The organism is Sulfurimicrobium lacus (genome assembly GCF_011764585.1).
Taxonomy (GTDB): Bacteria; Pseudomonadota; Gammaproteobacteria; order Burkholderiales; family Sulfuricellaceae; genus Sulfurimicrobium; species Sulfurimicrobium lacus.
In genome coordinates this window covers 1,679,823-1,704,361 of the sequence record NZ_AP022853.1, presented here as the reverse complement: position 1 = coordinate 1,704,361, position 24,539 = coordinate 1,679,823, and the positions used below count along the sequence as shown (strand labels likewise).

The 24,539-nt window shown below is 62.9% G+C and carries 20 protein-coding genes; 10 read left to right on the top strand and 10 right to left on the bottom strand.

The features are described from left to right. Nucleotides 1-54 precede the first annotated feature (54 nt). Together SKTS_RS18800 and SKTS_RS08420 are read right to left on the bottom strand one after the other, a co-directional pair. The gene (locus SKTS_RS18800) at nt 55-2,772 is read right to left on the bottom strand and encodes a patatin-like phospholipase family protein (RefSeq protein WP_342343012.1); all 2,718 of its coding nucleotides are present in this window, start codon (nt 2,770-2,772) and stop codon (nt 55-57) included. A 204-nt stretch (nt 2,773-2,976) separates the two neighbouring features. Next, the gene (locus SKTS_RS08420; RefSeq protein WP_173063179.1) at nt 2,977-3,837 is read right to left on the bottom strand and encodes an SGNH/GDSL hydrolase family protein; all 861 of its coding nucleotides are present in this window, start codon (nt 3,835-3,837) and stop codon (nt 2,977-2,979) included. Nucleotides 3,838-4,022: 185 nt separating this feature from the next. Between SKTS_RS08420 and dbpA the strand changes: the two genes are divergently transcribed. After that, nucleotides 4,023-5,450, top strand: a complete 1,428-nt coding sequence (gene dbpA / locus SKTS_RS08415; protein ID WP_173063176.1) for an ATP-dependent RNA helicase DbpA — start codon at nt 4,023-4,025, stop codon at nt 5,448-5,450. 224 nt (nt 5,451-5,674) lie between these two features. Here the strand turns inward: dbpA and SKTS_RS08410 are convergent, their stop codons facing one another. Continuing rightward, nucleotides 5,675-6,736, bottom strand: coding sequence for a hypothetical protein (locus tag SKTS_RS08410; protein ID WP_173063173.1), 1,062 nt, complete (start codon nt 6,734-6,736; stop codon nt 5,675-5,677). Nucleotides 6,737-7,362: 626 nt separating this feature from the next. On the opposite strand from SKTS_RS08410, the gene SKTS_RS08405 reads away from it, so the two are divergent. After that, complete coding sequence (locus SKTS_RS08405; RefSeq protein WP_173063170.1) at nt 7,363-7,929, top strand: hypothetical protein; 567 nt, start codon at nt 7,363-7,365, stop codon at nt 7,927-7,929. Between the two features lie 282 nt (nt 7,930-8,211). On the opposite strand, the gene SKTS_RS08400 is transcribed toward SKTS_RS08405, so the two are convergent. Continuing rightward, entirely contained in the window at nt 8,212-8,742 is a 531-nt protein-coding gene (locus SKTS_RS08400; RefSeq protein WP_173063167.1) for a M48 metallopeptidase family protein, read from the bottom strand. A gap of 126 nt (nt 8,743-8,868) precedes the next feature. On the opposite strand from SKTS_RS08400, the gene SKTS_RS08395 reads away from it, so the two are divergent. Beyond that, nucleotides 8,869-10,224, top strand: a complete 1,356-nt coding sequence (locus SKTS_RS08395; protein ID WP_173063164.1) for an FAD-dependent oxidoreductase — start codon at nt 8,869-8,871, stop codon at nt 10,222-10,224. A 38-nt stretch (nt 10,225-10,262) separates the two neighbouring features. Here the strand turns inward: SKTS_RS08395 and SKTS_RS08390 are convergent, their stop codons facing one another. Beyond that, the gene (locus SKTS_RS08390; protein WP_173063161.1) at nt 10,263-10,760 is read right to left on the bottom strand and encodes a discoidin domain-containing protein; all 498 of its coding nucleotides are present in this window, start codon (nt 10,758-10,760) and stop codon (nt 10,263-10,265) included. A gap of 28 nt (nt 10,761-10,788) precedes the next feature. Beyond that, complete coding sequence (locus SKTS_RS08385) at nt 10,789-11,025, bottom strand: VF530 family protein (RefSeq protein ID WP_173063158.1); 237 nt, start codon at nt 11,023-11,025, stop codon at nt 10,789-10,791. Nucleotides 11,026-11,093: 68 nt separating this feature from the next. Between SKTS_RS08385 and SKTS_RS08380 the strand changes: the two genes are divergently transcribed. Further along, the gene (locus SKTS_RS08380) at nt 11,094-11,801 is read left to right on the top strand and encodes an rRNA pseudouridine synthase (RefSeq protein ID WP_173063156.1); all 708 of its coding nucleotides are present in this window, start codon (nt 11,094-11,096) and stop codon (nt 11,799-11,801) included. A gap of 10 nt (nt 11,802-11,811) precedes the next feature. Here SKTS_RS08380 and SKTS_RS08375 read toward each other — a convergent pair whose 3' ends face one another. Together SKTS_RS08375 and SKTS_RS08370 are read right to left on the bottom strand one after the other, a co-directional pair. Then, on the bottom strand, nt 11,812-12,729 hold the full coding sequence (locus SKTS_RS08375) for an MYG1 family protein (protein WP_173063153.1): 918 nt from the start codon (nt 12,727-12,729) through the stop codon (nt 11,812-11,814). Nucleotides 12,730-12,845: 116 nt separating this feature from the next. Beyond that, entirely contained in the window at nt 12,846-13,172 is a 327-nt protein-coding gene (locus tag SKTS_RS08370; RefSeq protein ID WP_173063150.1) for a hypothetical protein, read from the bottom strand. Nucleotides 13,173-13,253: 81 nt separating this feature from the next. Between SKTS_RS08370 and SKTS_RS08365 the strand changes: the two genes are divergently transcribed. The 5 genes from SKTS_RS08365 to SKTS_RS08345 all read left to right on the top strand — a co-directional run bounded on the left by SKTS_RS08365 (nt 13,254) and on the right by SKTS_RS08345 (nt 20,697). Continuing rightward, nucleotides 13,254-14,477 (top strand): HlyD family secretion protein, encoded by a 1,224-nt coding sequence (locus SKTS_RS08365; RefSeq protein WP_244617478.1) that lies wholly within the window; start codon nt 13,254-13,256, stop codon nt 14,475-14,477. 2 nt (nt 14,478-14,479) lie between these two features. After that, nucleotides 14,480-16,243: an ATP-binding cassette domain-containing protein gene (locus tag SKTS_RS08360; protein ID WP_173063147.1), complete on the top strand. Its 1,764-nt coding sequence runs from the start codon at nt 14,480-14,482 to the stop codon at nt 16,241-16,243. After that, nucleotides 16,240-17,376, top strand: coding sequence for an ABC transporter permease (locus SKTS_RS08355; protein ID WP_173063144.1), 1,137 nt, complete (start codon nt 16,240-16,242; stop codon nt 17,374-17,376). Before SKTS_RS08360 ends, SKTS_RS08355 begins: the two co-directional genes overlap by 4 nt. Continuing rightward, nucleotides 17,373-18,491, top strand: a complete 1,119-nt coding sequence (locus tag SKTS_RS08350) for an ABC transporter permease (RefSeq protein WP_173063141.1) — start codon at nt 17,373-17,375, stop codon at nt 18,489-18,491. Before SKTS_RS08355 ends, SKTS_RS08350 begins: the two co-directional genes overlap by 4 nt. A 166-nt stretch (nt 18,492-18,657) precedes the next feature. Beyond that, nucleotides 18,658-20,697 (top strand): TonB-dependent receptor plug domain-containing protein, encoded by a 2,040-nt coding sequence (locus SKTS_RS08345; protein WP_425315640.1) that lies wholly within the window; start codon nt 18,658-18,660, stop codon nt 20,695-20,697. Between the two features lie 284 nt (nt 20,698-20,981). Here the strand turns inward: SKTS_RS08345 and SKTS_RS08340 are convergent, their stop codons facing one another. Next, complete coding sequence (locus SKTS_RS08340) at nt 20,982-23,276, bottom strand: hybrid sensor histidine kinase/response regulator (protein ID WP_173063135.1); 2,295 nt, start codon at nt 23,274-23,276, stop codon at nt 20,982-20,984. A 180-nt stretch (nt 23,277-23,456) separates the two neighbouring features. Here SKTS_RS08340 and SKTS_RS08335 point away from each other — a divergent pair, with 180 nt between their 5' ends. After that, nucleotides 23,457-23,798 carry a zinc ribbon domain-containing protein YjdM gene (locus SKTS_RS08335; RefSeq protein WP_173063132.1) on the top strand — a complete coding sequence of 114 codons (342 nt, stop codon included), beginning with the start codon at nt 23,457-23,459 and terminating at the stop codon, nt 23,796-23,798. 27 nt (nt 23,799-23,825) lie between these two features. On the opposite strand, the gene SKTS_RS08330 is transcribed toward SKTS_RS08335, so the two are convergent. Then, the gene (locus tag SKTS_RS08330) at nt 23,826-24,539 is read right to left on the bottom strand and encodes a general secretion pathway protein GspB (protein WP_173063129.1); all 714 of its coding nucleotides are present in this window, start codon (nt 24,537-24,539) and stop codon (nt 23,826-23,828) included.

Sequence of the window (24,539 nt, the reverse complement as noted above, 5' to 3'; positions counted from 1 at the left end):
TTGAAAAACGTCAGGTGTCATCAGTTCAAGGCAAAAGTCCGGAAGGCCGCACCACTACTTCATCGGTACTACTTTCGTCACCCACTCGTCAATCGAGAGTTCCTGAAGTTCCTTGCCGAAGATTGCCTTCAACGCCCGATTCATCTTGGCCACAACCTTGTAGCCCAGGTGCCGGTAGGCCTCGAACTGGTTCTCGTCGAAGAACTGGTCCGCCGTGGCCTCATGCGGAAAGGCCTCGTGGGTGTCGGCGTATTGGCGGATATCCGGCCACTCGTCGCCCATCAGGGAACTCTTGAGATAAATGAGCGCGCCGTCGGGGGCGCCGTCGTAATACTGGATGCGGCCGACCGCGCCGTGTGCGCCGCAGTATCGGCTGTTCGCCTGGAGGTGCATGGGCTCGAACTCGTCGAAACGGATGTTCACACCCAGATCGGTCCAGCATTTGCGCAGCAGGTTCGCCAGGTCTTCGAATTCGTAGTCCGGGTCGCAACCGGCGTCGGTCACGACGATGAGCCGGCAGCGCCGGCGGACGAGTTCGTACACGCCCAGATTCTCGAAGTGGCCGCCATCGGTCAGGTTGACCCAGTCGGCACGGGCCGTGGCTGAACCGGTGAGTTCCGCGAAGATGGGCTTCGCGGCGAACGCCGGGCTGACCTCCTTCCACACCTCCGGATCGACATCCGGGTCGGGATTGCCGCACCAGCGGCCGAGCCTCAGGTTGAAGGCGGTCATCAGGGCAGCGACGGCTGCCGAGGTGTGATAACCCATGTTGGGGCTGGCGGCAGCGCCCGAGACCGCCATCAGGGTACCGAGGTTTCGGTCGCCGGCGTACTGCCCGGTGGGGCGGTACTTGCCGAGCTGCTTGCCCTGGCTGCTGCGTGTCTCGTAACCGGACCAGCACGGCGTGAAAGCAAAGGACGCCGCCCGGCGCGTCTGCCAGGCCAGGTCGTCGCCGCCGGTCATGTTGATGGCCGTGTTGAGGATGGGAATCGGCCGCTGACGGGCGAGTTCGCTGAAGGGCAGATCGTCGGCGGTATCGAAACCCGTGAACGGGTTCGCTTTTCGCTGACTGGCACGCGACGCGCCTAGGTAGGCGCGCGCGAGGCGGTTGCAGTAGAGGGCATGCAGGGAAAACAGATTGATGTCCAGGCGCCAGGTGATCAACCCGAACAGGATTCCCACCACAAGCAAGACCGAGATCGTTCCGTCCAGGGGCAGCTGGTGCAACTGATGCAGGGCGCTCGCGGCGGCAATGCCAAAGTCCGCAACCGGCGGCGGGACATAACCGTCCCAAGTCAGGAATTTCATCAAGGCGACGTGGGTCAAATCGGCCACGATCACCACCAGCCCGGCCACGAACAGCCAGGGCGCGATTTTCGTGACGGCCTCCTTCCACGGGCTGCCGCCCGGCGTACCGCTGGTAGCAGGACTGCGGGCAAACCAGGCGCCGACCCCCGACCCGCCGGCCCAGGCGCCCAAGGCAGCCAGCCCGCCGCCGGCGAGCCAGTTCACGAAGGGCGCCGCATACAGAATCAGGGCAAAAAGCAGCGCCCAGCCAACGGCACTCAACAGGACAAAACCGCCCAGCCGCGCGAACCATTCCCTTTCATCCTCGCTGAACGAACGGCGGGCCGCACCGATATGCACCGTGACGACAAACGACAGTCCGAGGAGAAACAGCGGCGGCCCGAAAGCAACGGCGTGCCAGATGTCGATCGGCGCAACGCCGGCGAATTTCTTGACGTAACAGGCTGCCGCGAACAGCAACAGCCCCAGCAGGGCCCCGGCCACCGCGGCGGCGATCGCGAGGACAGCGCACGAGGCGTGCTCGCAATTCGCGCCGTCTGCATCATCCACACCAGACTCGCGTTTCCCGGGCCGCGATGCGATATAACCCAGGCACCAGGCAAGAAGATACCCCGCGGCGCCGGCCAGCAACCACGGCCAGGCCGCGCCGATTCCGCCCCCTGCGCCGAGGGGCATTTCGCTGGTGCGAACCACTGCGGCCGCCGAAAGCCACCATGCGGCCACCAGGCAGGGCAGGACGACGCGGACGCTTACCGCCCGGCTGGCGCTCGCGGGTTTGTCGTAATGCTGCCCGCGCTCCGCCAAAAGCCTGCCCGCCGACCAGACCGAGAACATCAGCGCCAGCGCACCGCCGACGAATGGCCAGGCCGAACCCAGCAAAGCGCCAAGCCCATGCGGCAAATCCACACCGAGGAACGCGGCGCTCTTTTCGAGCATGGCAGCGACCCACGGCGCGTCTTTTATGAACACATCGGAGCCCACGGCCACTGCATGGGCGAAGAGCAAAACGGTCGCCACCAGGCTGATGAGGGAGAGCTGGATCAGGGTGAAGTTGCGCAGAAAGATCGAGGCCGCCGCCAGCATGTCGCCCGACAGGCCCAGCTTGGGCGACAGGTAGTTGCTATAGCAGCGCAAATAGCGCACCGAGAGGTCTTCCACCGGGGAGAAGCCGACGGTCTTGTCGGTCTGCCCGCACATGCAGTCATCGTCCGGGTGGGTCTTCAGGCAGGCCTGGAACGCCTCGACGGTCGTCTCGCTGACCGTCCTGACCTCGCCCTCGGTCTTTGCCGCCTTGCGATGCAACAAGGCCGAAAGCCAGCCGCCGATGTAACCGCCGCCTGACACGGTAGAGAGGTAGTCGAATTTCGATAGCAAGCCGAAGCGGGAGAGGGCCTGGATGACGCCGAGATTGAACGTCGCGCTGCGTATGCCGCCCCCGGAAAAGGCCAGCCCCGCGAGGTTCATTGCACGCGCGCGCTGGTAGACCGAATCGGCTGGGGCACCCCGCTCCGCACCCGGCTCGCCGTCCCGCAGTTCACCCAGGAGATTCAGCTCATCCTGCAGGACCCGTTCGAATTCGGCCTTGTCTTGCTCTGGCGGTATGGAATCGGCTTCGGTTTGCGCTGTCATTTGACGAACCCTCCGGTTGATGCGGGTGGCGAACAGTCCTCAGGCCTGCAACACTTCGTCGATCCTTGCACCCAACTGAACGGCAATCTTGCGATAGCCGTCGCCGTTGGGGTGTATCTCGTTCAGCCAGTCGCCGCTGTTGCCCCTGGCGTCGATGTCGGCCCGCTGCAGCGAGTTTCGGGTGTCCACCACGTGGAACGCCGGCAGTTCGTGTTCGAGTTCCAGCAGGGCCTCGGCCAGGGCGTCCAGCAATAGCTCGGCGACCCCGATCCGCAGCGACTTGGGTACTTGGTGCGCTTCGAACACCGGGTGCATCCACGGCTTGGTGATCGGCACGATCAGGAAAGTGGCCGGCGCGGGGCGCGGGGTCGGGTAGTCGTAGGTATGGACGACGATCGGCTTGCCCTGGTTCGGACTCGCGGCGGAATCCCTGAGCGCGACGATCCTCCGGTAGCCCGCCTGGATGTCTTTACCGAAAGCCGCCAACTGTGCGGTGTCGACATAGTCTGCCGCGCTCGTGCCGCCGGGGGTGGAAAGGATGATGTCGGCGGCTCGGTCGATGAGATCGTTGCCGCCGCCGCTGAGCAGTATGGCGTCCCAATCGGATGCCCAGTTGGGATGGACCAGCCGACGAGTAAGCTCGGTGTTGGCCGACAGCTGGGACATGTTGGCGATGGTATCGCCGGGATAGCCCAGGTTCAGGACGATCGCCCGCTTCTTCAAGCGCAGCTCGTACAACAGGCTCGAGGATGGGATGGCGCCGATGGTAAACCACGAATCCCCCTCGGCCAGAAACCGCCAGGAATAATCAGGGTCGTCCGGGCCCAACGTCGCACCGCCCGCGCCGAGGCTCATGGCCTGGATGATATCCGCGCGATAAGTCACAGTTTTCTTGGGCATGGTATTTCCTCCCTGAATATCTGCTTACGCTGCTGCTTCGACAAGCTTTTCGGTCAGCGTCAAATTTACGCCAAAATATGACATTCGACAGAAATATTTTTGCCGCCTGCGATTCGAAGCCGGGGCGTTTCGCGGCGGCACGAATTTTTACATGCACGCCGCGCCGCAGACGGGGATAATTGCGCATGATCGAAACTAACTCCCCCTCCTCCACGCCTTCGGCAAGTCCTGCCGGACGCTCTTTCAACGAACTGCCGCTGTCGCCCGGCATACAGGCGACGTTGCGTCAGCTCGAATACCTGACCATGACGCCCATCCAGGCGGCCAGCCTGCCGCTTGCGCTTGCCGGGCACGACCTGATCGCGCAGGCGAAGACCGGCAGCGGCAAGACCGCCGCGTTCGCGCTGGCCCTGCTCACCCGCCTGAACCCGCGCCGCTTCGCGGTGCAGGCCATGGTGCTATGCCCGACGCGCGAACTGGCGGACCAGGTGACGCAGGAGATACGCCGCCTGGCGCGCTTCGCCGACAACATCAAGATCGTCGCTCTGTGCGGCGGCACGCCCATGCGCCCGCAGATAAACAGCCTGGAGCACGGCGCGCACATCGTCGTCGGCACGCCGGGGCGCATCATCGACCACCTGGGGCGCAACAGCCTGAATCTCGAGGCGCTCAACACCCTGGTGCTCGACGAAGCCGACCGCATGCTCGACATGGGCTTTTACGACGATATCGCCTACGTGGCGCAGCGCTGCCCGGCCGAGCGCCAGACCCTGCTGTTCTCGGCGACCTTTCCCGACGGCATCGCCCGGCTGGCGCGCGAGTTCCTGCGCCATCCGCGGGAAGTGAAGCTGCTGGAGCAGCACGAGGACAGCAAGATACGCCAGCGCTTCTACGAGGTGAAACACGACGAGCGCCTGCAGGCCGTCGCGCTCCTGCTCAAGCACTACCGCCCGGTCAGCACGCTGGCCTTCTGCAACACCAAGCAGCAATGCCGCGACCTGCTGGACGTGCTGCATGCCGAGGGCATCCATGCGCTGGCATTGCACGGCGACCTGGAACAGCGCGAGCGCGACCAGGTGCTGATCCAGTTCGCCAACCGCAGCTGCTCGGTGCTGGTGGCCACCGATCTGGCGGCGCGCGGTCTGGATATCGAGCAACTCGAAGCGGTCATCAACGTCGACGTCACGCCCGACCCGGAAATCCACATCCATCGCATCGGACGCACCGGCCGCGCCGATCAGGACGGCTGGGCGCTGAGCCTGTGCAGCACGGCCGACAAGCGCCGCGTTGCCGCCATCGCCCAGATGATGGGCAGCGAACCGGAGTGGTGTGACCTTGGCGAACTGCAACGCGCTCACGATGCCCCGCTGGTGCCGCCGATGGTGACGCTGCAAATACTCGGCGGGCGCAAGGACAAGATCCGCCCCGGCGACGTGCTGGGCGCGCTCACCGGCGAAGCAGGGTTCACCCGCGAGCAGGTCGGCAAGATCACGGTGACGGACCAGTCCACCTACGTCGCCGTGGCGCGCGACATCGCCCGCGAAGCGGTGCGCAGGCTGTCGGCCGGCAAGGTGAAGGGCAAGACGGTGAAAGTGCGCGCGCTGGAGGATTGATTCCGGAAAAAGCGTTCTACATTTGAGACGAACATGCCTTCAGCAGCAAACGACCCACTGCTGCCCTTGGCGAACGGCAGCTATCCGGCAAACAATTTAGCGGGACTAATTCCTCCAAATAACCCTTAACGGCCAGCCAGACTTGCGGATAGCGGCCATTCGGAGGAGGTCACTTTCTAGTGGCCAGGGCTCCTGCGATACCTGCGTGCTCACTGCATACACCCCTACTGTACGGGATCAAGAACTTGCTCTTCATCCTTGGTGAAGCTGAAGACCTGCCTCCAGAACAGACTGTTGTTCACCTCTTCACGCACCCACTCATCTTGTTCATCATCGTAGAAGACTTGGGTAACGCCGGTCCGACGAAACACGGCTGGCGATAACGGATGCTTGGCATGCGGATTGTGGTACACCTGTAGCCCGTCCGTTATCACCTCACTGTAGTCCACTGCGGTTGCGGTCCGACATGTCGGCGCACCGATCGGCGGGGAACCCCAAACCGAATGTATGACCCGCTTCTTCTCCCCAGGACCGCACATGGCGTCAACCTTCCCCCAGGTTGCGGTACAGCTAAAGATCACGGCGCTAATTTCGGAGAACTGATCGTCGTTGAAAAAGCCCAACTGAATCTCCGCGCCATTGTCCTTTTCGACAAACCCTAGACTCTTTCCGGGAGGCCCCGCAGGATACTTCTCAGGCGACTCAATGAATTCCTGCTCATCCACATAGTAGTCGTAGAGCAGTGCTGTTATTGGCCGGTTATATTGAAGGTTAAATAGCGGCTGCTCAAACGGCGCTATTGCAAGCACAAACGGATGCCGAGCCACATGTGGGAGCTTGGCGTAGTGTTTTGAGTACTGCCGCACCTTTCCCAAGAAGGAGTTCGACAGCCGAATGATTGCCTCGCGGTTCAATGCATTTAAATCGGGTTTGGACTTCATCATCGCGACGGTTCGTTCCCATTCGGCCGGCTTCCCGACAGCCGAATTTGCCGTTACAGCCTCCACCGTAAAGCGAAGGCCCTCGGCACATATGCTGAAGTCGGGCGAAGCATTGCTCCAGTCAAGGGAATGACCATAGTCCTTGAAGACCGCGAACAGGTAAAGCTCCCAGAAGCACGAATTGAATGTCGTTTGAAATTCATGAACAAACTTACCGTCCCGATCAGGGAAGCCGTCTGCCCAACGCGCTAGCTCGGCACGCTCGGCTGTGCGTCCGCGGACTAAGATATTTCGGAAGTTCGGATGAAACCGCGCCTCATCCACAACCGGCGTAAACAAGTCCATCCGGTTAGTCCGAGAATTGGGATGCTATAAGGAGCGATTTCATGATCGCATCCTGCCACTACGCACATCGAATAGCAATCTAGAACGGCCGGAATCGGCCGAAGGCAAAAAAGGCAAAAAAGGGGACAGATTTATTTTCCAAGCTCACTTGCCTCCTTTACAGGCCGCCCCGGTCCGCGCGTTTCTATGCGCCGCCCGACAATCTTCTCAACCTGTTCCGCAAACCTGGCATTCCCGGAAAGTTGGCCTCGCTTTACTGCTTCGCGGATCAATCCCCATTCGCCGCACGTAGGGCGTCAATAAGCGCAGCGCATTGCGCCGTATGATGCTCTAATAGGCTGCAATGCGTTGCGCTTATTGTTCATGTGCCAGGCTGCTGGTTATGGATGTTTTCATTCGGCGCAATAACGATTGCGCCCTACGCGAGCTCCAGTTCGGCTAAATCATTCAAATCCTCTGCAACTCACGCGGGTGCTATATGATTTGCAGTATTATTCATTAATACGCGGACAGAGAGGTTTATTTAATCACAATGAATCAATATGTTATAAAACATCGGCCCGCCTTATTATCGATAATACTGACTGGTCGGTCCGTATAATAACTGTTAGAAACGGAAGGGACTTATGCTATCTCGCGAGCTGAAGATTGGGATCGTTGCTGGAATCATCTCGTCTATTCTTGTGATCATTTTCATTCAGCCCATCTTGAGCTTCGTGTGGAGCGCGGCGCTCTCTTTCGGCGAGTCTGTGCAGGCAGGTTACGTTGATCGCATTTATCGAAACGCCGCAGTTGGAGAAAGAAACTTGAGCGGTCATTTGTCGCTACTTGTGCTGCTTTTCTTATTGATGAATGCTCCCATGTTCCTGTTTGTGCGAGAATCCGCAGCCCGTCATGAAGTCACCCGCAAGATGTCACGCGTATTGGACGTTGCGCTGTCCTTTCTCGCGATCATGCTATCCCTTGTAGTTCTGATCCTGTTCTCGCTTTCCTTCGGAGTAATGGAAATCAATGCGTCGTTCAACCAAAGGCTAGCTATTATGGCTCCTGCGATCAGTGACAAAGAGTACAAAGAGTGGCGGGCCCAATGGGCCAAAATGCGTGGCCAAAGGGACTACCAAGCGCTCGTTTCTGCAATGGAGAAACGGGCTGCGGACTTGCATATTCAGTTGCCCGAGCTACGGAAACCTTAGGCGGAGGCTGTCTCAAATCCAGAACCATTTCTAACCGCCGTTGCAGCGGACGATCACCAGAGGGCTTCGCCTCTTGGCGCCCGCAGATGAACGCGAACGTTGACTCTGTAGAAATCTCCATCCATCGCATTACTGAATGGCCGCTGTGCGCCATATTTCTGACTGTCATTTCAAGTTCTTGTCTGACAGCAAATGGCACATAGCGGCCTGTCGCCGCCTCCGGCAGGGTGAAGGGCAAGAGGGTGAAGGTGCGGGCGCTGGAGGATTGACGCGCCGCGAGATTTACACGGCCGCGGCCGCCCACAGCGGTTTCCCCGCCGCATCGAGATAGCAGAGATACGCCCGCAGATCGAACTCCAGCTGGTGATAATCGGGCGCCATGTGGCAGCACAGCTGGTAGAAGGCCTTGTCGTGTTTGCTTTCCCTGATGTGCGCCAGCTCGTGCACCACGATCATGCGCAGGAATTCCGGCGGCATCTCGCGGAACACCGTCGCCACCCGGATCTCGCGCTTGGTCCTGAGTTTTGCGCCCTGCACGCGCGATATGCTAGTGTGCGTGCCCAGGGCGTGCCGCATCACTTGCAGCTTGCTGTCGAACGCCACCTTGCTCAGTGAACCGGCGTTGCGCAGGTAGCTGCCCTTGAGCGCCAGCACGTAATCGTAAAGCGCCTTGTCGGTGCGCACGTCGTGCGCTGCCGGGTATTTCTGCAGCAGGATGGCGGCCAGCTTGTCCTGCTCGATCAGCTGCCGCACCTGTTCGACCAATGCTGCAGGGTAGCCGGCAAGGTAGTTCGGCGGTGGTTTCGGGCGCATGGCGGCATTTACGGAAGGACGGAAGGCGCGATTTTACCTGATGCCGCGCGGCGATCCACGGTCATTGCAGGCCGCCAAAATATGAGTACCATTAAGCCCTCAACTTGATCGCCTTGGAGGTGGGTCATGCGTGTCGCGATCATCGGTTCCGGACCTGCCGGCTTCTACGCCGCGGAGGCACTGCTCAAGCGCACGGATATGGCAGTCGACGTCGACATGTTCGACCGCCTCCCGACCCCGTACGGCCTGGTTCGCGGAGGCGTCGCGCCCGACCACCAGAACATCAAGGCGGTCACCCGCGTTTACGAAAAGACCGCCGCGCGGCCCACGTTCAGGTTTTTGGGCAATGTGCGCCTCGGGCGCGACATCACCGTGGATGATTTGCGCCGGCACTACCACCAGATCGTCTACGCAGTGGGCAACGAAGCCGACCGCCGGCTCGGCATTCCCGGCGAAGGCATGCCGCGCTGCACGCCGGCTTCGGTCTTCATCGGCTGGTACAACGGGCATCCCGACTACCGTCATGCCAGGATCGACTTGTCGGTGTCCCGCGTGGCGGTGGTGGGCAACGGCAACGTCGCGATCGACGCCGCCCGGATTCTGCTGCGCACGCCCGCCGAACTCGAAAAAACAGACATTGCCGCGCACGCGCTGGAGGTTCTGCGCAACAGCCAGGTGCGCGAGGTTTTCGTGCTTGGGCGGCGGGGGCCGATGCAGGCAGCGTTTACCGCGGCAGAACTGAAGGAGCTCGGCGAGATGGAAGATGCCGAGCCGGTCGTCGCCCCAGGCGAGCTCGCCGGCTGCGTCGATGCGCAAGCCGCGGACGATTCGCCGCAGGGCAAGAACCTGAAGGTTCTCCATTCCTTCGCGGCACAACAGCACGGCGCCAAGGCGAAGAAGCTCCACCTGCGTTTCCTGGTATCGCCGACCGAGGTGGTCGCCGACGCTGCCGGCAACGTGGCCGCCCTCAGGCTCGAAAAAAATCGCCTCGAAATTCAGTCGGACGGCTCGGCTCGCGCACGCGGCAGCGGCGAGTTCGAAGTCCTCGAGGTCGGGATGGTGTTGCCGGCGATCGGTTTTGCCGCCGAGCCGATCGAAGGTGTCCCCTACGACGAAAAAGCGCGCGTCATCGCCAACGAAGACGGGCGCGTCGTCGACCCCGTCAGCCGCATTGTGATCGCCAACGAATACGTCGTCGGCTGGGCGCGCACCGGGCCGCAGGGACTCATCGGCTCGCACAAGGGCGCATCCGCCCACGTCGTCGCGCACATGATCGCCGACGGCGCCGAGATTGCGGCACGGGCGCTTCCGGAGCGTGATGCAATCGTCGCGCTGTTGCGCGGGCGCGGCGTGCAGATTGTCACTTTCAACGACTGGAAGCAGCTCGACGACGTGGAGGTGGCACGCGGGGAACGGCGCGACGCGCCGCGCGACAAGATCGTCGACGTCGAAGCCATGCTCGCGGTGCTGGCCCCGCGCTGAGTTGCGGCAGCCCTGCGGCTACCGCCCGCATGGGCTGGTTACGCCAGGAATGCGATGTGGTTCAGTTTCGCCCGACGATCAAGGTTTCCCTTGTCCGGCTTGATGGTCATTTTCAGGTCGGTGACGTGAGCAAGATCGAGTTTCAGCTCTTCTCTTTGAAATGTGCTGCCGTCCGGACTGAAATTGTATTCGTGGCGCAGGATTTCCCGGAAGTGTGCGCCGGAGTCGGTGGAAACCTCGAAACAGATTTCCTGCGTGCGCGCGACTTCTCGCTCCTCGATTTCATAAACGATCCCGGCGATGTTCTGCGGCGCATCGAATTTGAAGACCAGGGTCTGCGGTCCGGTGGCCCCCGCCACCCACTGCGAACTACCGGGCCCTGTACTGCCGTCGACGATATTGTCCAGAGGGAAGTTTTCGGACTCAGAAGTGGCGATGACCTCTGCGTTGCGGATGATGTCGATCGTGTTCGCAGGCGCCGATGTGGCAGTTCCCGCTTCGGACGAAATGATCTTTTTCCTAAGCTTTTCGTGCATTTTATTCTCCATCAGAGAGACCGGGAAATTATTGCTTGACTTGAGCCTGCTGCAAATACAGTTGCTCCACTTTCGCGCGCGCCCACGGGGTTCTGCGCAGGAACTTCAGGCTGGATTTGATGCTGGGATCGTGCGTGAAGCAGCGCACCGGCACGGCGGCGGCCATGTCTTCCCAGCCCATGCTCTCGGACAGGCGGGTGACGATGGTTTCAAGGGTGATGCCGTCCAGAGTCGGAGGGCTTGCCGGTTTTTTGCTTGCGTCCATGTTTGCATTTTACAGGCGTCCGCCCCGCTTGCGCGTTTACAATAGCGTTCTTTGCATTCAGAAAACTCATGACAGAACCCGTCCGCCTCGCCAAACGCCTTGCCGCAATGGCCTCCTGCTCGCGCCGCGAGGCCGAGCTTTATATCGCCGGCGGCTGGGTAACGGTCGATGGGCTGGTGGTGGAAGAGCCGCAGTTCATGGTGTCGCAGCAGAAGATCGAGCTCCACCCCGACGCCAGCCTCACCACGGTCGAACCGGTGACCATCCTGCTGCACCAGCCGCCGGCGGATGCCGACGCCGCGCAGCAGCTGATTTGCGCCGCCACGCACGCCCCAGACGACCCTTCCGGCATCGCCGTGCTCAAGCGGCATTTCGTGCGGCTGACGCCGTGCGCGCCGCTGCAGGCGAACGCCGGCGGCTTGGCGGTGTTTACCCAGGACTGGCGCGTGGCGCGCAAGCTGGTCGACGATCTCGCCACGGTCGAGCAGGAATATATCGTGGAAGTCACGGGCGAGCTGGGCGCGGACGGGCTCAAGCGCCTCAACCACGGGCTCAGCTTCAACGGCCGGGCACTGCCCCCGATCAAGGTCAGCTGGCAAAACGAGACCCGCCTGCGCTTTGCACTCAAGGGGGTGCAACCCGGCCAGATCGCGCACATGTGCAGAAGTGTCGGGCTGGATGTGGTGACCATGAAGCGCATCCGCATCGGGCGCGTTTCGATGGCCAAACTGCAGCCGGGTTCATGGCGCTACCTGATGCCGCACGAGCGCTTTTAAGCTAAAAAATCTAATCCTGCAACGCCAGGTGCGCCATTTTCAGCGCACCGTCCTTGCTCCGGTGGCCGGCGACGAAGCGCCCCCGGTGGCAGAACACGCAGCCCGTTATGCCGACGACGGCGTCGAGTTGCTCCCCGTCCAGCCCCGCCCAGGCGGCAGGCAGGGATTTCCGGTTATCGAAGCTGCCGGCACGATCCGGCACCGCGTTCACGTGCCACTTCGCCTGGCTGTCCGGGGAAACCACGTACAGGAGCTGCGCGAACTCCGGCGACCCCAGCACGACTTCCTTCCACGGCACATCGCTGTCGAGCACCAGCAGGCGCCCTGCTTCCTGCACTTCGCCTTGCACCACCACGGCGCGCGCCGCTTCCGACGCACGGGCTTCGCGAATGGTGTTCTGCAGGATGGCCATGGCCCAGGCGACCGCCCGTTCGAAGGCATCCAGCCGCGCCTGCGCGGAAGTGTCGTCCTGCCAGCCGGGGTTGAAGCTGCCGAGGGCCGAGGAGATGGACATCACGTTTACCGCCGGGGTTTCCTTGCTCAAGGTCACGCCGCAGTCCACAGCGTCCACGCCTTGCACCAGCCAGCGGTCGATGCGGGACGCCGCCGCTGCCGAACCGCAAAGCTGCGCGCCCAGTTCACGCCAGATCAGGCCGAACGAACTGAAAGGGATGCCGTTGTCGCGCGCTTCCCGGTATTCCAGTTGGTGATGGTCGAAGCGGCAGGCCGCCGCGTCGAAAACACGGCCCACGTCGAACAGGATGTCCGCCGCGTCCAGCTGTTCCTGCTCGCGCGTGCGCACGATGCTTACCGCGGGATTGGCGAGCCGCAAGGCCGCCGCCGCCAATATATCGTCTGCGTGGAAGGAGCCCGAATGGGTGGCGGCAACGACGCCGGGACGCTGGAGGATGGTATAAAGATTCGACACTTGGCAGCTTTGCTCGGAAATAATTTCGTGACTGCGAACAGCGCTCGGCATTTCTCATACCGAACGCTGTTCAGGCTTTATGGAAAGCGGGGCCGGAAACCTGCCCCGCAAAAATTCTAGGGCGCAGGCGCCTTGGGTGGCCGCTTGTGGAATTTCCTGGCCGGCTTTTTGACCTGCGCGCCGCCACCGCTGGGTCTGGCCTGCGGGGAGCCACCGTTGGGCCTGGCCTGGGCAGCGGGTGGCGGACCGTTGCGGCGAGCGTTCGGATCACGCGGGTTCTGCTCACGAGCGTTTGGCTCACGAGCTTCCACGCGATTCACGGAAGCCAGGACGATCTCCAGTTCGTTGAGCTCGTCCCATTCGGCGTCGGTACGCTGCCGTTCCGGGATGGCCAGAAGCTCTTGCTGGCGACGGCGGGGGGAGGTTGGTTGCTGTTCATTCATGGCGCTATTATCTCACCATCACTCGATGTCTGCGAATTTTATCGCTTTCGTAACGGTCATGGCGAATTGCCGTCCCATATAGTGAAACAGCAATTCGCCATGGCCGTTTCCCTCACCCCAGCCCTCTCCCGCATGCGGGAGAGGGGGACGCGGGCTCGCTCCGCGAGTTTCACGTTAAAGCGCCGTGCAAAATCCGGTAGCGGCAATCCGGCCCAATCTACCGCGGCCTGGCGAAGCGGAGGATACTGGGCGGAAAAATGCGAAGGACGTGACATGAAAATCAAGATCTTCCTGATCGTCGCCATTGCGATCGCCGTACTGGCGGGCGGTGCCGCCTGGTTGCGCCACAACGGCAAGCCAGCGCAGACCGATCTGACGCTGCAGGGCAACGTGGACATCCGGCAGGTGGAACTGGCTTTCAACGCCAGCGGCCGCATTGCAAAGATCCTGGTGCGCGAGGGAGACCGCGTGAAAACTGGCCAGGCGCTGGCCAGCCTGGATACCGAGCGGCTGCGCCTGTCGCTGGCCCAGGCCGAGGCCCAGACCGCCGCGCAGCGCGAAGTGGTCGCCCGCAACCTGGCCGGCTCCCGCCCCGAGGAGATCCGTCAGGCCCGCGCCCAGCGCGATGCGGCACGGGCGACCGCGGCGGATGCCGAGGCCATTTACCAGCGCCAGCTGGACCTGGTGGCACGGAACTTCGTCTCGCGGCAACAGGCCGACAGCGCCAGGTTCGCCCTCGACAAGGCGCGGGAGCAAATGAAAGCGGCGGCGGAAACCCTGCGCCTCGCGGAACTGGGTCCGCGCAAGGAGGACATCGCCGCTGCCCAGGCCATCCTGGCCGCCAACGAGGCCGCGGCAGCGGGCATCCGGCGCGATCTCCAGGAAGGCGAACTGCTCGCCCCCTCCGACGGGGTGATCCAGAACCGCATCCTGGAGCCGGGCGACATGGCCTCGCCGCAGAAACCGGTGTTTACCCTGGCTATCACCGATCCGGTGTGGGTGCGCGTCTACCTGCCGGAAAACCGGCTCGGCCGCGTGCCGGTCGGCGCGCGCGCCTGGGTGCACAGCGACAGCCACCCGGACAAGCGCTATCGCGCCTGGGTCGGCTTCGTCTCCCCCAGCGCCGAGTTCACGCCCAAATCGGTGGAGACCACCGAGATCCGCGCCAGCCTGGTCTATCAGGCGCGGGTGTTCGCGTGCGAGGGCCGCGACGCGCTGCGCATGGGCATGCCCGCCACGGTGACCATCCCCCTGGACCAGACCGCGCCGACGGCGGGGACAGACCCTTGCCGGAACGGCAAGTGAGCATGGACGACGCGCCTGTCCTGGTAGCCGCGGACCTGGCCAAAAGCTTCACTGCCGGGGGCCGGCGCACCCAGGCGCTGGACGGCGTGAGCTTCGCGATCCGCCGCGGCGCGGTGACCGGCCTGATCGGCCCGGATGGCGCCGGCAAAACCACCCTGATGCGCCTCGCCGCCGGGCTGCTGGCGCCCGACGCCGGGAGCATCCATGCCCTGGGAATGGATTCCACGCGGGAGTCGCTGGCGGTGCAGGCCGCCCTGGGCTACATGCCCCAGCGCTTCGGGCTGTACGAAGACCTCACCGTGCAGGAGAACCTGGACCTTTACGCCGACCTCCAGGGCGTGCCGAAAACCGAGCGCGCCGAGCGCTACGGCGAGCTGATGCACATGACCGGCCTGGCCCCGTTCACCCGCCGCCTGGCCGGCCGCCTGTCGGGGGGCATGAAACAGAAACTCGGCCTGGCCTGCACCCTGGTGCGGGCGCCGCAACTGCTCTTGCTGGACGAGCCGACGGTGGGGGTCGACCCGGTGTCGCGCCGCGAACTTTGGGCCATCGTCGACCGCCTGGTGCGGCAGGAAGGCATGAGCGTGCTGCTCTCCACCGCCTACCTCGACGAAGCCGAACGCTGCCAGGCCGTCATCCTGCTGCACGAGGGCAAGGTGCTGGAACAGGGCCCGCCCGGCGCCATCAGCGCCGCCATGGCTGGCCGCACCTGGGCGGTCAGCGTTGCGGGCCGGCGCCACCGCGATGTGCAGGCGGAGCTGGCGGGCCAGCCCGGGGTGGTGGATGCCCTGGTGCAGGGCGACCACGTGCGCCTGGTGAGCACGCAGGCGAGCACCCCGGAGGAACTGGCCCGCCTGCCGGGGCTGGAGAACGCCCGCATCGCGGCCGTGGCGCCGCGTTTCGAGGACGGCTTCGTCGACCTGCTGCGCATGCACACCGGGGCAGTCTCCCACGGCGCCAGCGTCGCCAACGGCTTGCTGCCGGACACGGACAGCCGGACGGAACAAGGCCCCGTCATCCAGGTGGAAGGACTCAAGCGCCGCTTCGGCGACTTCTGGGCCGTGGACGGCGTGAGTTTCCAGGTGCGCCGGGGCGAGATATTCGGCCTGCTGGGCGCCAACGGCGCAGGCAAGTCCACCACCTTCCGCATGCTGTGCGGTTTGCTGCCCGCCAGCGCCGGCAGCCTGCGGGTGGCCGGGCTGGACTTGCGCCATGCGGCCGCGGCCGCCCGCGCGCGCATCGGCTACATGTCGCAGAAGTTCTCCCTCTACGGCAACCTGAGCGTGACCCAGAACCTGGTGTTCTTCGCCAGCGCCTACGGACTGGCCGGCCGGGCACGCCAGGCGCGGCTCGACTGGGCGCTGGCGGAATTCGAGCTGGAGAAATACGCCGGGCAGCTTTCCGGCGAGCTGTCCCTGGGCTACAAGCAGCGCCTGGCCATGGCCTGCGCGCTGATGCACCGGCCGGAGATCCTGTTCCTCGACGAACCCACCTCGGGGGTCGACCCTTTGGCGCGGCGTGAATTCTGGCAGCGCATCAACGCGCTGGCCCGGGCCGGGGTGACGGTGCTGGTGACGACCCACTTCATGGAGGAAGCGGAGTATTGCGACCGCCTGGCGATCATGGCCGCCGGGCGCATCCTGGCCATGGACCAGCCCGCCGCCCTCAAGGCCGGCGCCCGCAGCGCCGACAACCCCGACCCCAGCATGGAGGACGCGTTCATCCGGCTGGTGGAAGGTGCTGCCGAAGCACGGGAAGCGGCATGAACAGCCTACGCCGCGGCGGCAGCGCCATGCGCCTGAAAGGGCTGGTGCGCAAGGAGTTCCTGCAGATCGTGCGGGACCCGAGCAGCATCGCCATCGCCTTCCTCATGCCTTTGTTTCTGCTGGTGCTGTTCGGCTACGGCGTGTCGCTCGATGCCGATCACCTGCCGGTGGCCCTGGTAGCGGAGCAGCCCTCCCCCGACACGGCGGATTTCCTCGCGGCACTGGAGGGCAGCCATTACTTCGCGACGCGTCGCGCCTTCACCATGGCCGAGGCGGAGCAGTCCCTGCGGGAGGGCAAGGTGAACGCCATCGTGCACCTGCGCGCCGACTTCGCCGCACAGTTGCGCCGGCCCGACGGTGCGCCGATCCAGGTCGTCGTCAACGGCGTCGACGCCAACACCGCACGCCTCACCCAGGGCTATGTGCAAGGGGCCTGGGTGAACTGGCTGGCGCACCGCGCCGCGAGCCGGGGACAGGAGCTGGCCACGCCGGTGCAGGTGCAGCAGCGTGTGTGGTTCAACAGCGAGGTAAAAAGCCGTTATTTCCTGGTACCGGGCCTGGTGGCCATCATCATGACGCTGATCGGCACCCTGCTCACGGCGCTGGTGATGGCGCGGGAATGGGAGCGCGGCACGCTGGAAGCCCTGCTAGTGACGCCGGCGAGCATGACCGAAGTGCTGCTGGGCAAGATCATCGCCTACTTCACCCTCGGCACCGGCGGCATGCTGCTCACCGTGGCCCTGGCGGTGTGGCTGTTCGGCGTGCCGCTGCGCGGCTCCTTCTGGCTGCTGTGGGCGTGCGCCTCGCTGTTCCTGCTGGCGGCCCTGGGCATGGGTTTGACCATTTCCACCCTGGCCCGCAACCAGTTCGTGGCGGGCCAGATCGCCATCATCGGCACTTTTCTCCCCGCCTTCCTGCTGTCCGGCTTCATCTTCGACATCGACAGCATGCCGTCCGTGGTCCAGGCCGTCACCCACCTCATCGTCGCGCGCTACTTCGTGTCCATTGTCCAGACCCTGTTCCTGGCGGGAGACGTGTGGGCGGTGGTGCTGCCCAATGCCCTGGCGCTGGCCGTCATGGCGGCCTTCTTCATGGGCGTCACGTGGCGCAAATCGCGCAAGCGGCTCGAATGAAGGACACCCTGATCCGCGTTCTGGCGCTCATCCACAAGGAGTTCCTGGCCCTGCTCAAGGACCCCAAAAGCCGCATGGTGCTGATCGTGCCGCCCATGATCCAGCTGCTGGTGTTCGGCTATGCCGCCACCTTCGACCTGAAGGAAATCCCCTATGCCGTCTACAACGAGGACCGCGGCGCGGCCTCGCGCGACCTGGTGGCGGCTTTCGACGGCGCGCCCGCCTTCCGCCGCGTGGCCACGCTGCATGCCGAGGCCGAGATCGCGCCGCTGGTGGACCGGCGCGAGGTGCTGGTGGTGCTCCACATCGGCCCGCGCTTCAGCGCCGACCTGCTGTCGGGCCGCAGCGCGCCCCTGCAGGTCATCGTCGACGGGCGCAATTCCAACACTGCCATGATCGCACTGAACTACGTGAGCGCCATGGCCGAGCAATACAACCGCGAATGGATCGCCTCGCACGGCCTGCAGTCCCCGCCCGCCCGCCTGGAAACGCGTGCCTGGTTCAACCCCAACCTGGAGAGCCGCTGGTTCTTCATCCCCGGCATCGTAGGCATGCTCACCCTGGTCACCACCATGCTGGTCACGGCGCTCACCGTGGCGCGGGAGCGGGAACAGGGCACCTTCGACCAGTTGCTGGTCACTCCCCTGCGCCCCGGCGAGATCTTGCTGGGCAAAGCCCTGCCGGGCTTCCTCATCGGCATCGTCCAGGCTTCGGTGATCATGCTCATCGCCACCCTGTGGTTCAAGGTCCCCCTGCTGGGCAGCCTGCTCGCCCTGTACGCGGGGCTGGCGCTTTTCCTGCTGTCGGGGGTCGGCGCCGGGCTGCTCATTTCCTCGCTCGCGGTGACGCAGCAGCAGGGCCTGCTGGGCGCTTTCCTGTTCATGGTGCCGGCGATGATCCTGTCCGGCTTCGCCACACCCATCGCCAACATGCCGCCCATCGTGCAGGCCGTCACCCTGATCGATCCGCTGCGCTATTTCCTGGTGATCCTGCGCAAGGTGTTTCTCGAAGGGGCAGGGTTCGACGTCCTGACTGGCCAGTTGTGGCCCATGGCGCTGATCGGCGTGGTGACCCTGAGCCTCGCCAGCTGGCTGTTCCGCCACCGCATGTATTGAGATTTATCAAATATTTCTTTGAATGCATCTCGACGGTCAAAAAATACTCCAGTAAAATCATTATCATAACAATGCATGCGGCATAAAAACAGCAGCGGGAAGCAGCGTCACAAGCTTTGCGCCTGTAGTAAATGCCCGTTACAGCAAACGGTTACAGGGAATGGTTGTGAAAACAAAAAAACACCGCGTCTCCACAGGCGCGCTGGTCCTTTGTGTGGCGTGTGTTTCCGCCACTGCTCAAAGCGATGACGGTCTGTCCGAAAGCACTTATCTGAGCGAGATGCCTGTCGTCCTGACCGTGTCGCGCCTGCCGCAGCGAGTGGACGAGGCGCCGGCAGCCGTTACCGTGATCGACCGGCAGATGATCAAGGACTCCGGCGCGTGGGACCTGTCGGAAGTTTTCCGCCTCGTGCCCGGTATGTTCGTGGCCTATCACGCTTCGCGCACCTACATGACGGAGAGCGTGGTCAGTTACCACGGCTTGATGTCGGAAACCATGTCCAGCCGCATGCAGGTATTGATCGACGGCCGTTCCGTGTACTCGCCCTTGTTCGGCGGCGTAATCTGGAACGACATCCCGATCGTGCTCGACGACATCGAGCGAATCGAGGTGGTGCGCGGGCCGGACTCGGCCAGCTACGGCGCCAATTCCTTCATGGGCGTGATCAACATCATCACCCGCCATTCGGCCGACGAGCAAGGGAAGATGGTGTCGTTTGCGGCCGGTCGCGGCCGGGACGAAACCATGGCACGCTACGGCAGCCGCAATGGCGACCTGACCTGGCGCATCACGGCCTCGGTACGAAATGACAAGGGCGAAGATTCGGACATCCACAATCCGCCTGCCAACGCATCGTTTGTCTGGACCAGGAACAAGTTCGACGACAAGCGCATCCAGCAACTGAGCTTGCGGACCGACTACCAGATCAATTCCACCGATACCCTGGAATTTCAGTTCGGCTACAACGGCGGGCCGCGCCAGGCGGGCGAAACGTACGACATCGTTGCGCCAAACAAGCGTGCCGAAAATTATTTCACTGAACTGCACTGGCGACGGGAACTGGACCAGGGCGGAGAGCTGTCGGTGAAATATTACGACGCCATCGAAAGCAGCACCGCCACCCTGGTGCAGACAGACCCTGCCCAACCACCGCTGGCCGCCAACATGAACAATGGCGATGTCACGGCTCGGCGCCATGATCTGGAAGTGCAGCACACTTTCTCCTCTGGCAAAAACACCCGCATCGTCTGGGGCGGCAATGTGCGCCACGACACGGTATTCGCGCCGCACGACCTCGGCGGCGGCGGTATTGCAAATGCCGGCACGCCCGATAATTACGAAGTCAGCGCTTACGATCTCAGCAGTATTTTCGGCAATGTGGAATGGCGGGCGATGCCCGACTTGTTGTTCAACCTTGGCGCCATGGCGGAGACCAACAGCTACACCGGCACCGCCATCAGCCCGCGCGTAGCGGCTAACTGGCATTTCCTGCCCGGACACACGTTGCGCCTGGGCTATTCCGAAGCCACACGTTCGCCTACCGTAGCCGAAAAGCGCTGGGAGCAATACCAGCGCATCACCAAGAACCACCCTCTGCTGCCCGACCTGCTGGCGGAGCAGGTAAAGGCCTTCGATCTGGGTTACCTGGGCAAATTCCGCAACCTGGATGTGGATTTCAGGCTGTTCCAGGAACATTACACGGAACTGATCGCCGACCACCGCGACGATGCTGCAAATCATGGCAATCTGAATTCGGGCCGTGCAAGGGTCACGGGCTTCGAAACCCAGTTGAAATGGGATATCAGCAAACAGACCCGCCTGATCTATGCGCTAGCCCACGCCGAGGTCGACAGCCCCGACGTGGACCGTATACCCTATACCGACTCGGTGCCCACCAACAACCAGAGCCTGATGCTGACCCACAGCCTCAATTCTCATTGGCGGGTAAGCCTGATTGGTTACCAGACCGGGAAAACCCATTTTGACCGGACGGACTACGACCTCGCCCAGGGCAGGGAATACTTTATTCCCGTCGTACATCGCTGGGATGGGCGAGTCGCCTATAGTTTCAGGACCGGAAAGGGAAAAGGCGAACTGGCTTTGAACATTCAGAACATCAACGACAGCCGATACTACGAATTCCGCCACGACAATCAGGTTCCGGGGCGTACGGCCTGGCTGAGTTTGCGTCTGGAATCAGATTGAGTTAGCCACGGCTAGGGAACCCCTGATCAAGTCAAACGCGGTCGCGACGTGACTTTGCGGGTGCCAGGCAAGAAGTGAGGCGCGCCGTGCAGTCATTCTGCACCAGCGCCTCGCGACGCCGCATGGCGCCCGCAAAACCACGTCCCTCCGGGTTACATCTAAAACGGGCTTGCGCCGCGTTGCGCTCCTCGGCGTCGTAGGCTCGGCTACGACCTTCGTCGCACGCCTTGCTCAAGCCCGTTTTAGATGTAACGCGATCCGCGTCTGACTTGATCAGGGGTTCCCTAGTTTGTAACCGACCTTGCCACCTCGGCCAACAGGGCGACCAGGCGACCGGCGTGCGTCGGCTTGACCAGGTGATGGTCGCAGCCGGCTGCCAGGGCGGCGTTCCTGGTTTCCTCGTCACCGTAGCCGGTCACCGCCATCAGGCACAACTCGCGCCCTTCCGGCTGCTGCCGCATGCGCCTCGCGGTTTCAAAGCCATCCATGCCCTCCAGGCCGATGTCCAGCAGCACGGCATGTGGCAGGAATGAGACTAGCTGCTCCAGGGCGTCGTAACCGCTGGTGGCGATACTCACTTCATGCCCTTCCATCTCCAGCAGCATGGCGGTGCTGTCGGCCACGGCAGGATCGTCGTCCACCACCAGCACGCGGAGGCCGGGGGATGGAGACGCCTTGGCCTGCTTTTCGTCCGTAAAGAAAGGCGATGGCACCAGGACGATCGGCAAGCGGACGGTCAGGGTCGCCCCCTGGCCAGTCTGGTTGCTGCGTGCCTCCACCCGCCCACCGTGCATCTCCACCAACTGCTTCACCAGGGTAAGACCGATTCCCAAGCCGCCCTGGGAGCGATCCAGCGTACGTTCCCCTTGCTGGAACAGATCGAACACGTGGGGCAGCAGTTCCGCGGGGATGCCCATGCCGTTGTCCCTCACCCGGATCTCGATTTCCTGCCCCGCCAGCCGTGCGTCGAAATCGATCTTCCCGCCGGCGGGGGTGTATTTGGCGGCATTGTCCAACAGGTTGAGCAGCACCTGGGTCACGCGTACCGGGTCCACATTCAGGTGTACGGGCTCGGCAGGCAAACTGACCGACAGCTGGTGTCTCTTGCCGTCCACCAGGGGACGTGCGGCTTCCAGCGCCCTCACCGCCAGGTCGGCGAACTCGACTTCCGCCTTCTGGAGGGCGACCTTGCCGCGCACGATGCGTGACATATCCAGCAGGTCATCCACCAGACGGATGAGATGGTTCACCTGTCCCTCTATGGTTTCCTGGGCCCATTTGATGCGGGGTTCGTCCGGGGCCAGCAGTCCCAGGACGTGAGCCGCATTGCGGATGGGCACCAGGGGGTTGCGCAATTCGTGGGACAGCATGGCCAGGAATTCGTCCTTGCGCCGGTCGGTCTCCTGCAGAGCCTGCTGTGCCCGAACCAGGTCGTCGATATCGGTGAGGGAGCCCGCCCAGCGCACGACTTTGCACCCGGCATCGCGCGTCGGCAAAGCGCGGGCTATGAACCAGCGGTAAGAACCATCCGCAGCCCGCACACGATGTCGGCTCTCGTAAAGCGCGCCACCTTGCACTGCCTCTGCCCAACGCACCGCAGCCGCCTCGGCGTCATCGTGGTGCAGCGCTGCGGTCCAGCCCCAGCCGCTCGACTCCTCGACACTCATGCCGGTGTAAGCGCACCACGAATCGCTGACGAAAGTGTTGAGCCCCTCGGCGTTGCCTTCGAAAGTGAGACTCGGGACAGCCTGGACCATTGCCCGGAAGCGCCCCTCGCTTTGCTTCAGGGCCGTCATGACCTGCTTGCGGTCGGTAATGTCCTGGGTGGTGCCGAATCCGCCGAGCAGCACGCCCTGGTCGTCGAACTCCAGCTCGGCTTTCTCGCGCACCCACTTCACTTGTCCACCGATCAACAGCCGGTGCTCGATGTCGTAGGGTTCGCCGCGCAACGCCGCCTTCCACATCCGGTGCACGTAGCTGCGGTCCTCGGGGTGGACGGTGGAGAGGAAGGTTTCATAGCTCAGGGGCGTTTCCCTGGGAAGACCGAAAATAATGTGGTTCTCGTCGGACCAGCGCAATTCGCTGCCCTGGATGTCCAGTCGCCAGCAGCCGATATGCCCCACGGTCTGGGCCTGCTTCAGGTCCGCCAGCACCCGTTTGTGTTCGGACACATCGCGGACGGCGGTAAGGCGTTGGTTCGGATTCGAAAGGCTGTTTTTGGCGCGCGCCTCGACGACGATGCGGGAGCCATCCTTGCGGATCATGGCATGTTCCACATAGCTGGCGCGGCCGAGCAGGATATTCTCGATGACGCGCTCGCGGTCTTCAGGCGCCACGAGGTCCCGGATCGACATTCCCCTCAGCTCACGGAGGGGGTAACCCATAAGCTCGGCAAACTGCTCGTTGCAGTCCACCACCTTGCCGTTCTCGCTGATAACGATGCCTTCGAAGGTGATTTCGGCAAAAAGCGCCAGGCGTTCCCGGCTTTCCCGCAGGGATTCCTGCTCAGGTCCGGAATTCCCATGCATAAGCATGTCGCCAGCGACCTGTTCGTCATGACTGCGGCTGCGGTCGTGCATGAAGTGCGTCTCCCTCGTTCCGCAAACCCATGCCCTCTTCGGCAGAAGGATTCAACAATTCAGGAAGCCCGAATAGTAAACCCAACCAACGATAATTGCATACATCAGGAATGCAAACTCATCGCCCCTTGGAGCGGTTATAATTCTGCCCGTCTCAACCACTTGCAAATGAAAGAAATCATGTCCGCGATCCCAGCCTGCCCCCAATGTGCCATGGAGAACACCTACCCCGACGGCGACAACTATGTTTGTGCCGACTGCGGCCACGAATGGCCCATGGTCGAAGCCGCACCTGCCGACGCCAGCGCAGATGCGGTGGTAAAGGATGCCAACGGCAACGTGTTGAGCGATGGCGACTCGGTGGTCCTGATCAAGGATCTGAAGGTCAAGGGCTCTTCCATCACGCTCAAAGTCGGCACCAAGGTCAAGAGCATTCGCCTGGTCGGCGGCGACCACGAGGTGGACTGCAAGATGGACGCAGGCAATTTCATGTTGAAAGCCTGCTACCTGCGGAAGGCTTGAGCAGCACCTCCCTGAAAACATGGATTGTCATTGCGCTTCCCGGCGGAAGCGGTAATTCCTGTAGCTGAAAATCACACCGTCCGGCATGATTTTCTCCAGCCGGAGACCGGGAGCCGGGTAGTCTCCCTCGCGCACCAGCTGATCGTTGATCGCGACCAGGCGTCCCTCCGGGTCGCCGGAATAGACAACCCCGGAAATCGCTATTTTCGGCAGCTCCTGCTGGATCGAGGCCGGCAATTCCGCCGTTGACCGCCCTCCCCGCCGCTCGAGCGACATTTCCGCAGGGGCAGATTTTTCCCGGACGGATGGCGCCTCGATTTTCGGAGCTGACTCGACCGTCTTGTGGCGGGACGGCGCAGGCAGGTCCGGCTTCATCGCAGGGCGATTCTGCAAGGCCACGACCGGATTCGCCGGGCGAGATTCCATGAGCGGCATTTCCGGCCTGGAATGCGGGGGGGGTTGCAACTTCAGTGGCGGAAGCGAATTCTCAGGTCGAGTCTGTGCGTTGGCCTGCGGCACCGGAACGGTTTCATTTTCGGGCAAAGCCGGGCGCGCATGCCATGGGTGCAGCCACCCGATTGCCACACCGGCACCGACCAGTACGCTCGCAAGCAGGGCATAAAACCTGAAGACCGGTTGTTCGAGCGCCACTACGTTGGCCTGTGCAGAAAGCAATGTGGGTGCGGCGCCACGCTGACGCTGCTGGTCCGATTTCTTTAACGCTTCAAGTATGTACGACAT

What these genes read in the sequence shown, in the direction of transcription:
- SKTS_RS18800 (WP_342343012.1), bottom strand. Translation starts at nt 2,772, where the DNA reads ATGAACCTCGCGGGGCTGGCCTTTTCCGGGGGCGGCATACGCAGCGCG.
- SKTS_RS08420 (WP_173063179.1), bottom strand. Translation starts at nt 3,837, where the DNA reads ATGCCCAAGAAAACTGTGACTTATCGCGCGGATATCATCCAGGCCATG.
- dbpA (WP_173063176.1), top strand. Translation starts at nt 4,023, where the DNA reads ATGATCGAAACTAACTCCCCCTCCTCCACGCCTTCGGCAAGTCCTGCC.
- SKTS_RS08410 (WP_173063173.1), bottom strand. Translation starts at nt 6,736, where the DNA reads ATGGACTTGTTTACGCCGGTTGTGGATGAGGCGCGGTTTCATCCGAAC.
- SKTS_RS08405 (WP_173063170.1), top strand. Translation starts at nt 7,363, where the DNA reads ATGCTATCTCGCGAGCTGAAGATTGGGATCGTTGCTGGAATCATCTCG.
- SKTS_RS08400 (WP_173063167.1), bottom strand. Translation starts at nt 8,742, where the DNA reads ATGCGCCCGAAACCACCGCCGAACTACCTTGCCGGCTACCCTGCAGCA.
- SKTS_RS08395 (WP_173063164.1), top strand. Translation starts at nt 8,869, where the DNA reads ATGCGTGTCGCGATCATCGGTTCCGGACCTGCCGGCTTCTACGCCGCG.
- SKTS_RS08390 (WP_173063161.1), bottom strand. Translation starts at nt 10,760, where the DNA reads ATGCACGAAAAGCTTAGGAAAAAGATCATTTCGTCCGAAGCGGGAACT.
- SKTS_RS08385 (WP_173063158.1), bottom strand. Translation starts at nt 11,025, where the DNA reads ATGGACGCAAGCAAAAAACCGGCAAGCCCTCCGACTCTGGACGGCATC.
- SKTS_RS08380 (WP_173063156.1), top strand. Translation starts at nt 11,094, where the DNA reads ATGACAGAACCCGTCCGCCTCGCCAAACGCCTTGCCGCAATGGCCTCC.
- SKTS_RS08370 (WP_173063150.1), bottom strand. Translation starts at nt 13,172, where the DNA reads ATGAATGAACAGCAACCAACCTCCCCCCGCCGTCGCCAGCAAGAGCTT.
- SKTS_RS08360 (WP_173063147.1), top strand. Translation starts at nt 14,480, where the DNA reads ATGGACGACGCGCCTGTCCTGGTAGCCGCGGACCTGGCCAAAAGCTTC.
- SKTS_RS08355 (WP_173063144.1), top strand. Translation starts at nt 16,240, where the DNA reads ATGAACAGCCTACGCCGCGGCGGCAGCGCCATGCGCCTGAAAGGGCTG.
- SKTS_RS08350 (WP_173063141.1), top strand. Translation starts at nt 17,373, where the DNA reads ATGAAGGACACCCTGATCCGCGTTCTGGCGCTCATCCACAAGGAGTTC.
- SKTS_RS08340 (WP_173063135.1), bottom strand. Translation starts at nt 23,276, where the DNA reads ATGCACGACCGCAGCCGCAGTCATGACGAACAGGTCGCTGGCGACATG.
- SKTS_RS08335 (WP_173063132.1), top strand. Translation starts at nt 23,457, where the DNA reads ATGTCCGCGATCCCAGCCTGCCCCCAATGTGCCATGGAGAACACCTAC.
- SKTS_RS08330 (WP_173063129.1), bottom strand. Translation starts at nt 24,539, where the DNA reads ATGTCGTACATACTTGAAGCGTTAAAGAAATCGGACCAGCAGCGTCAG.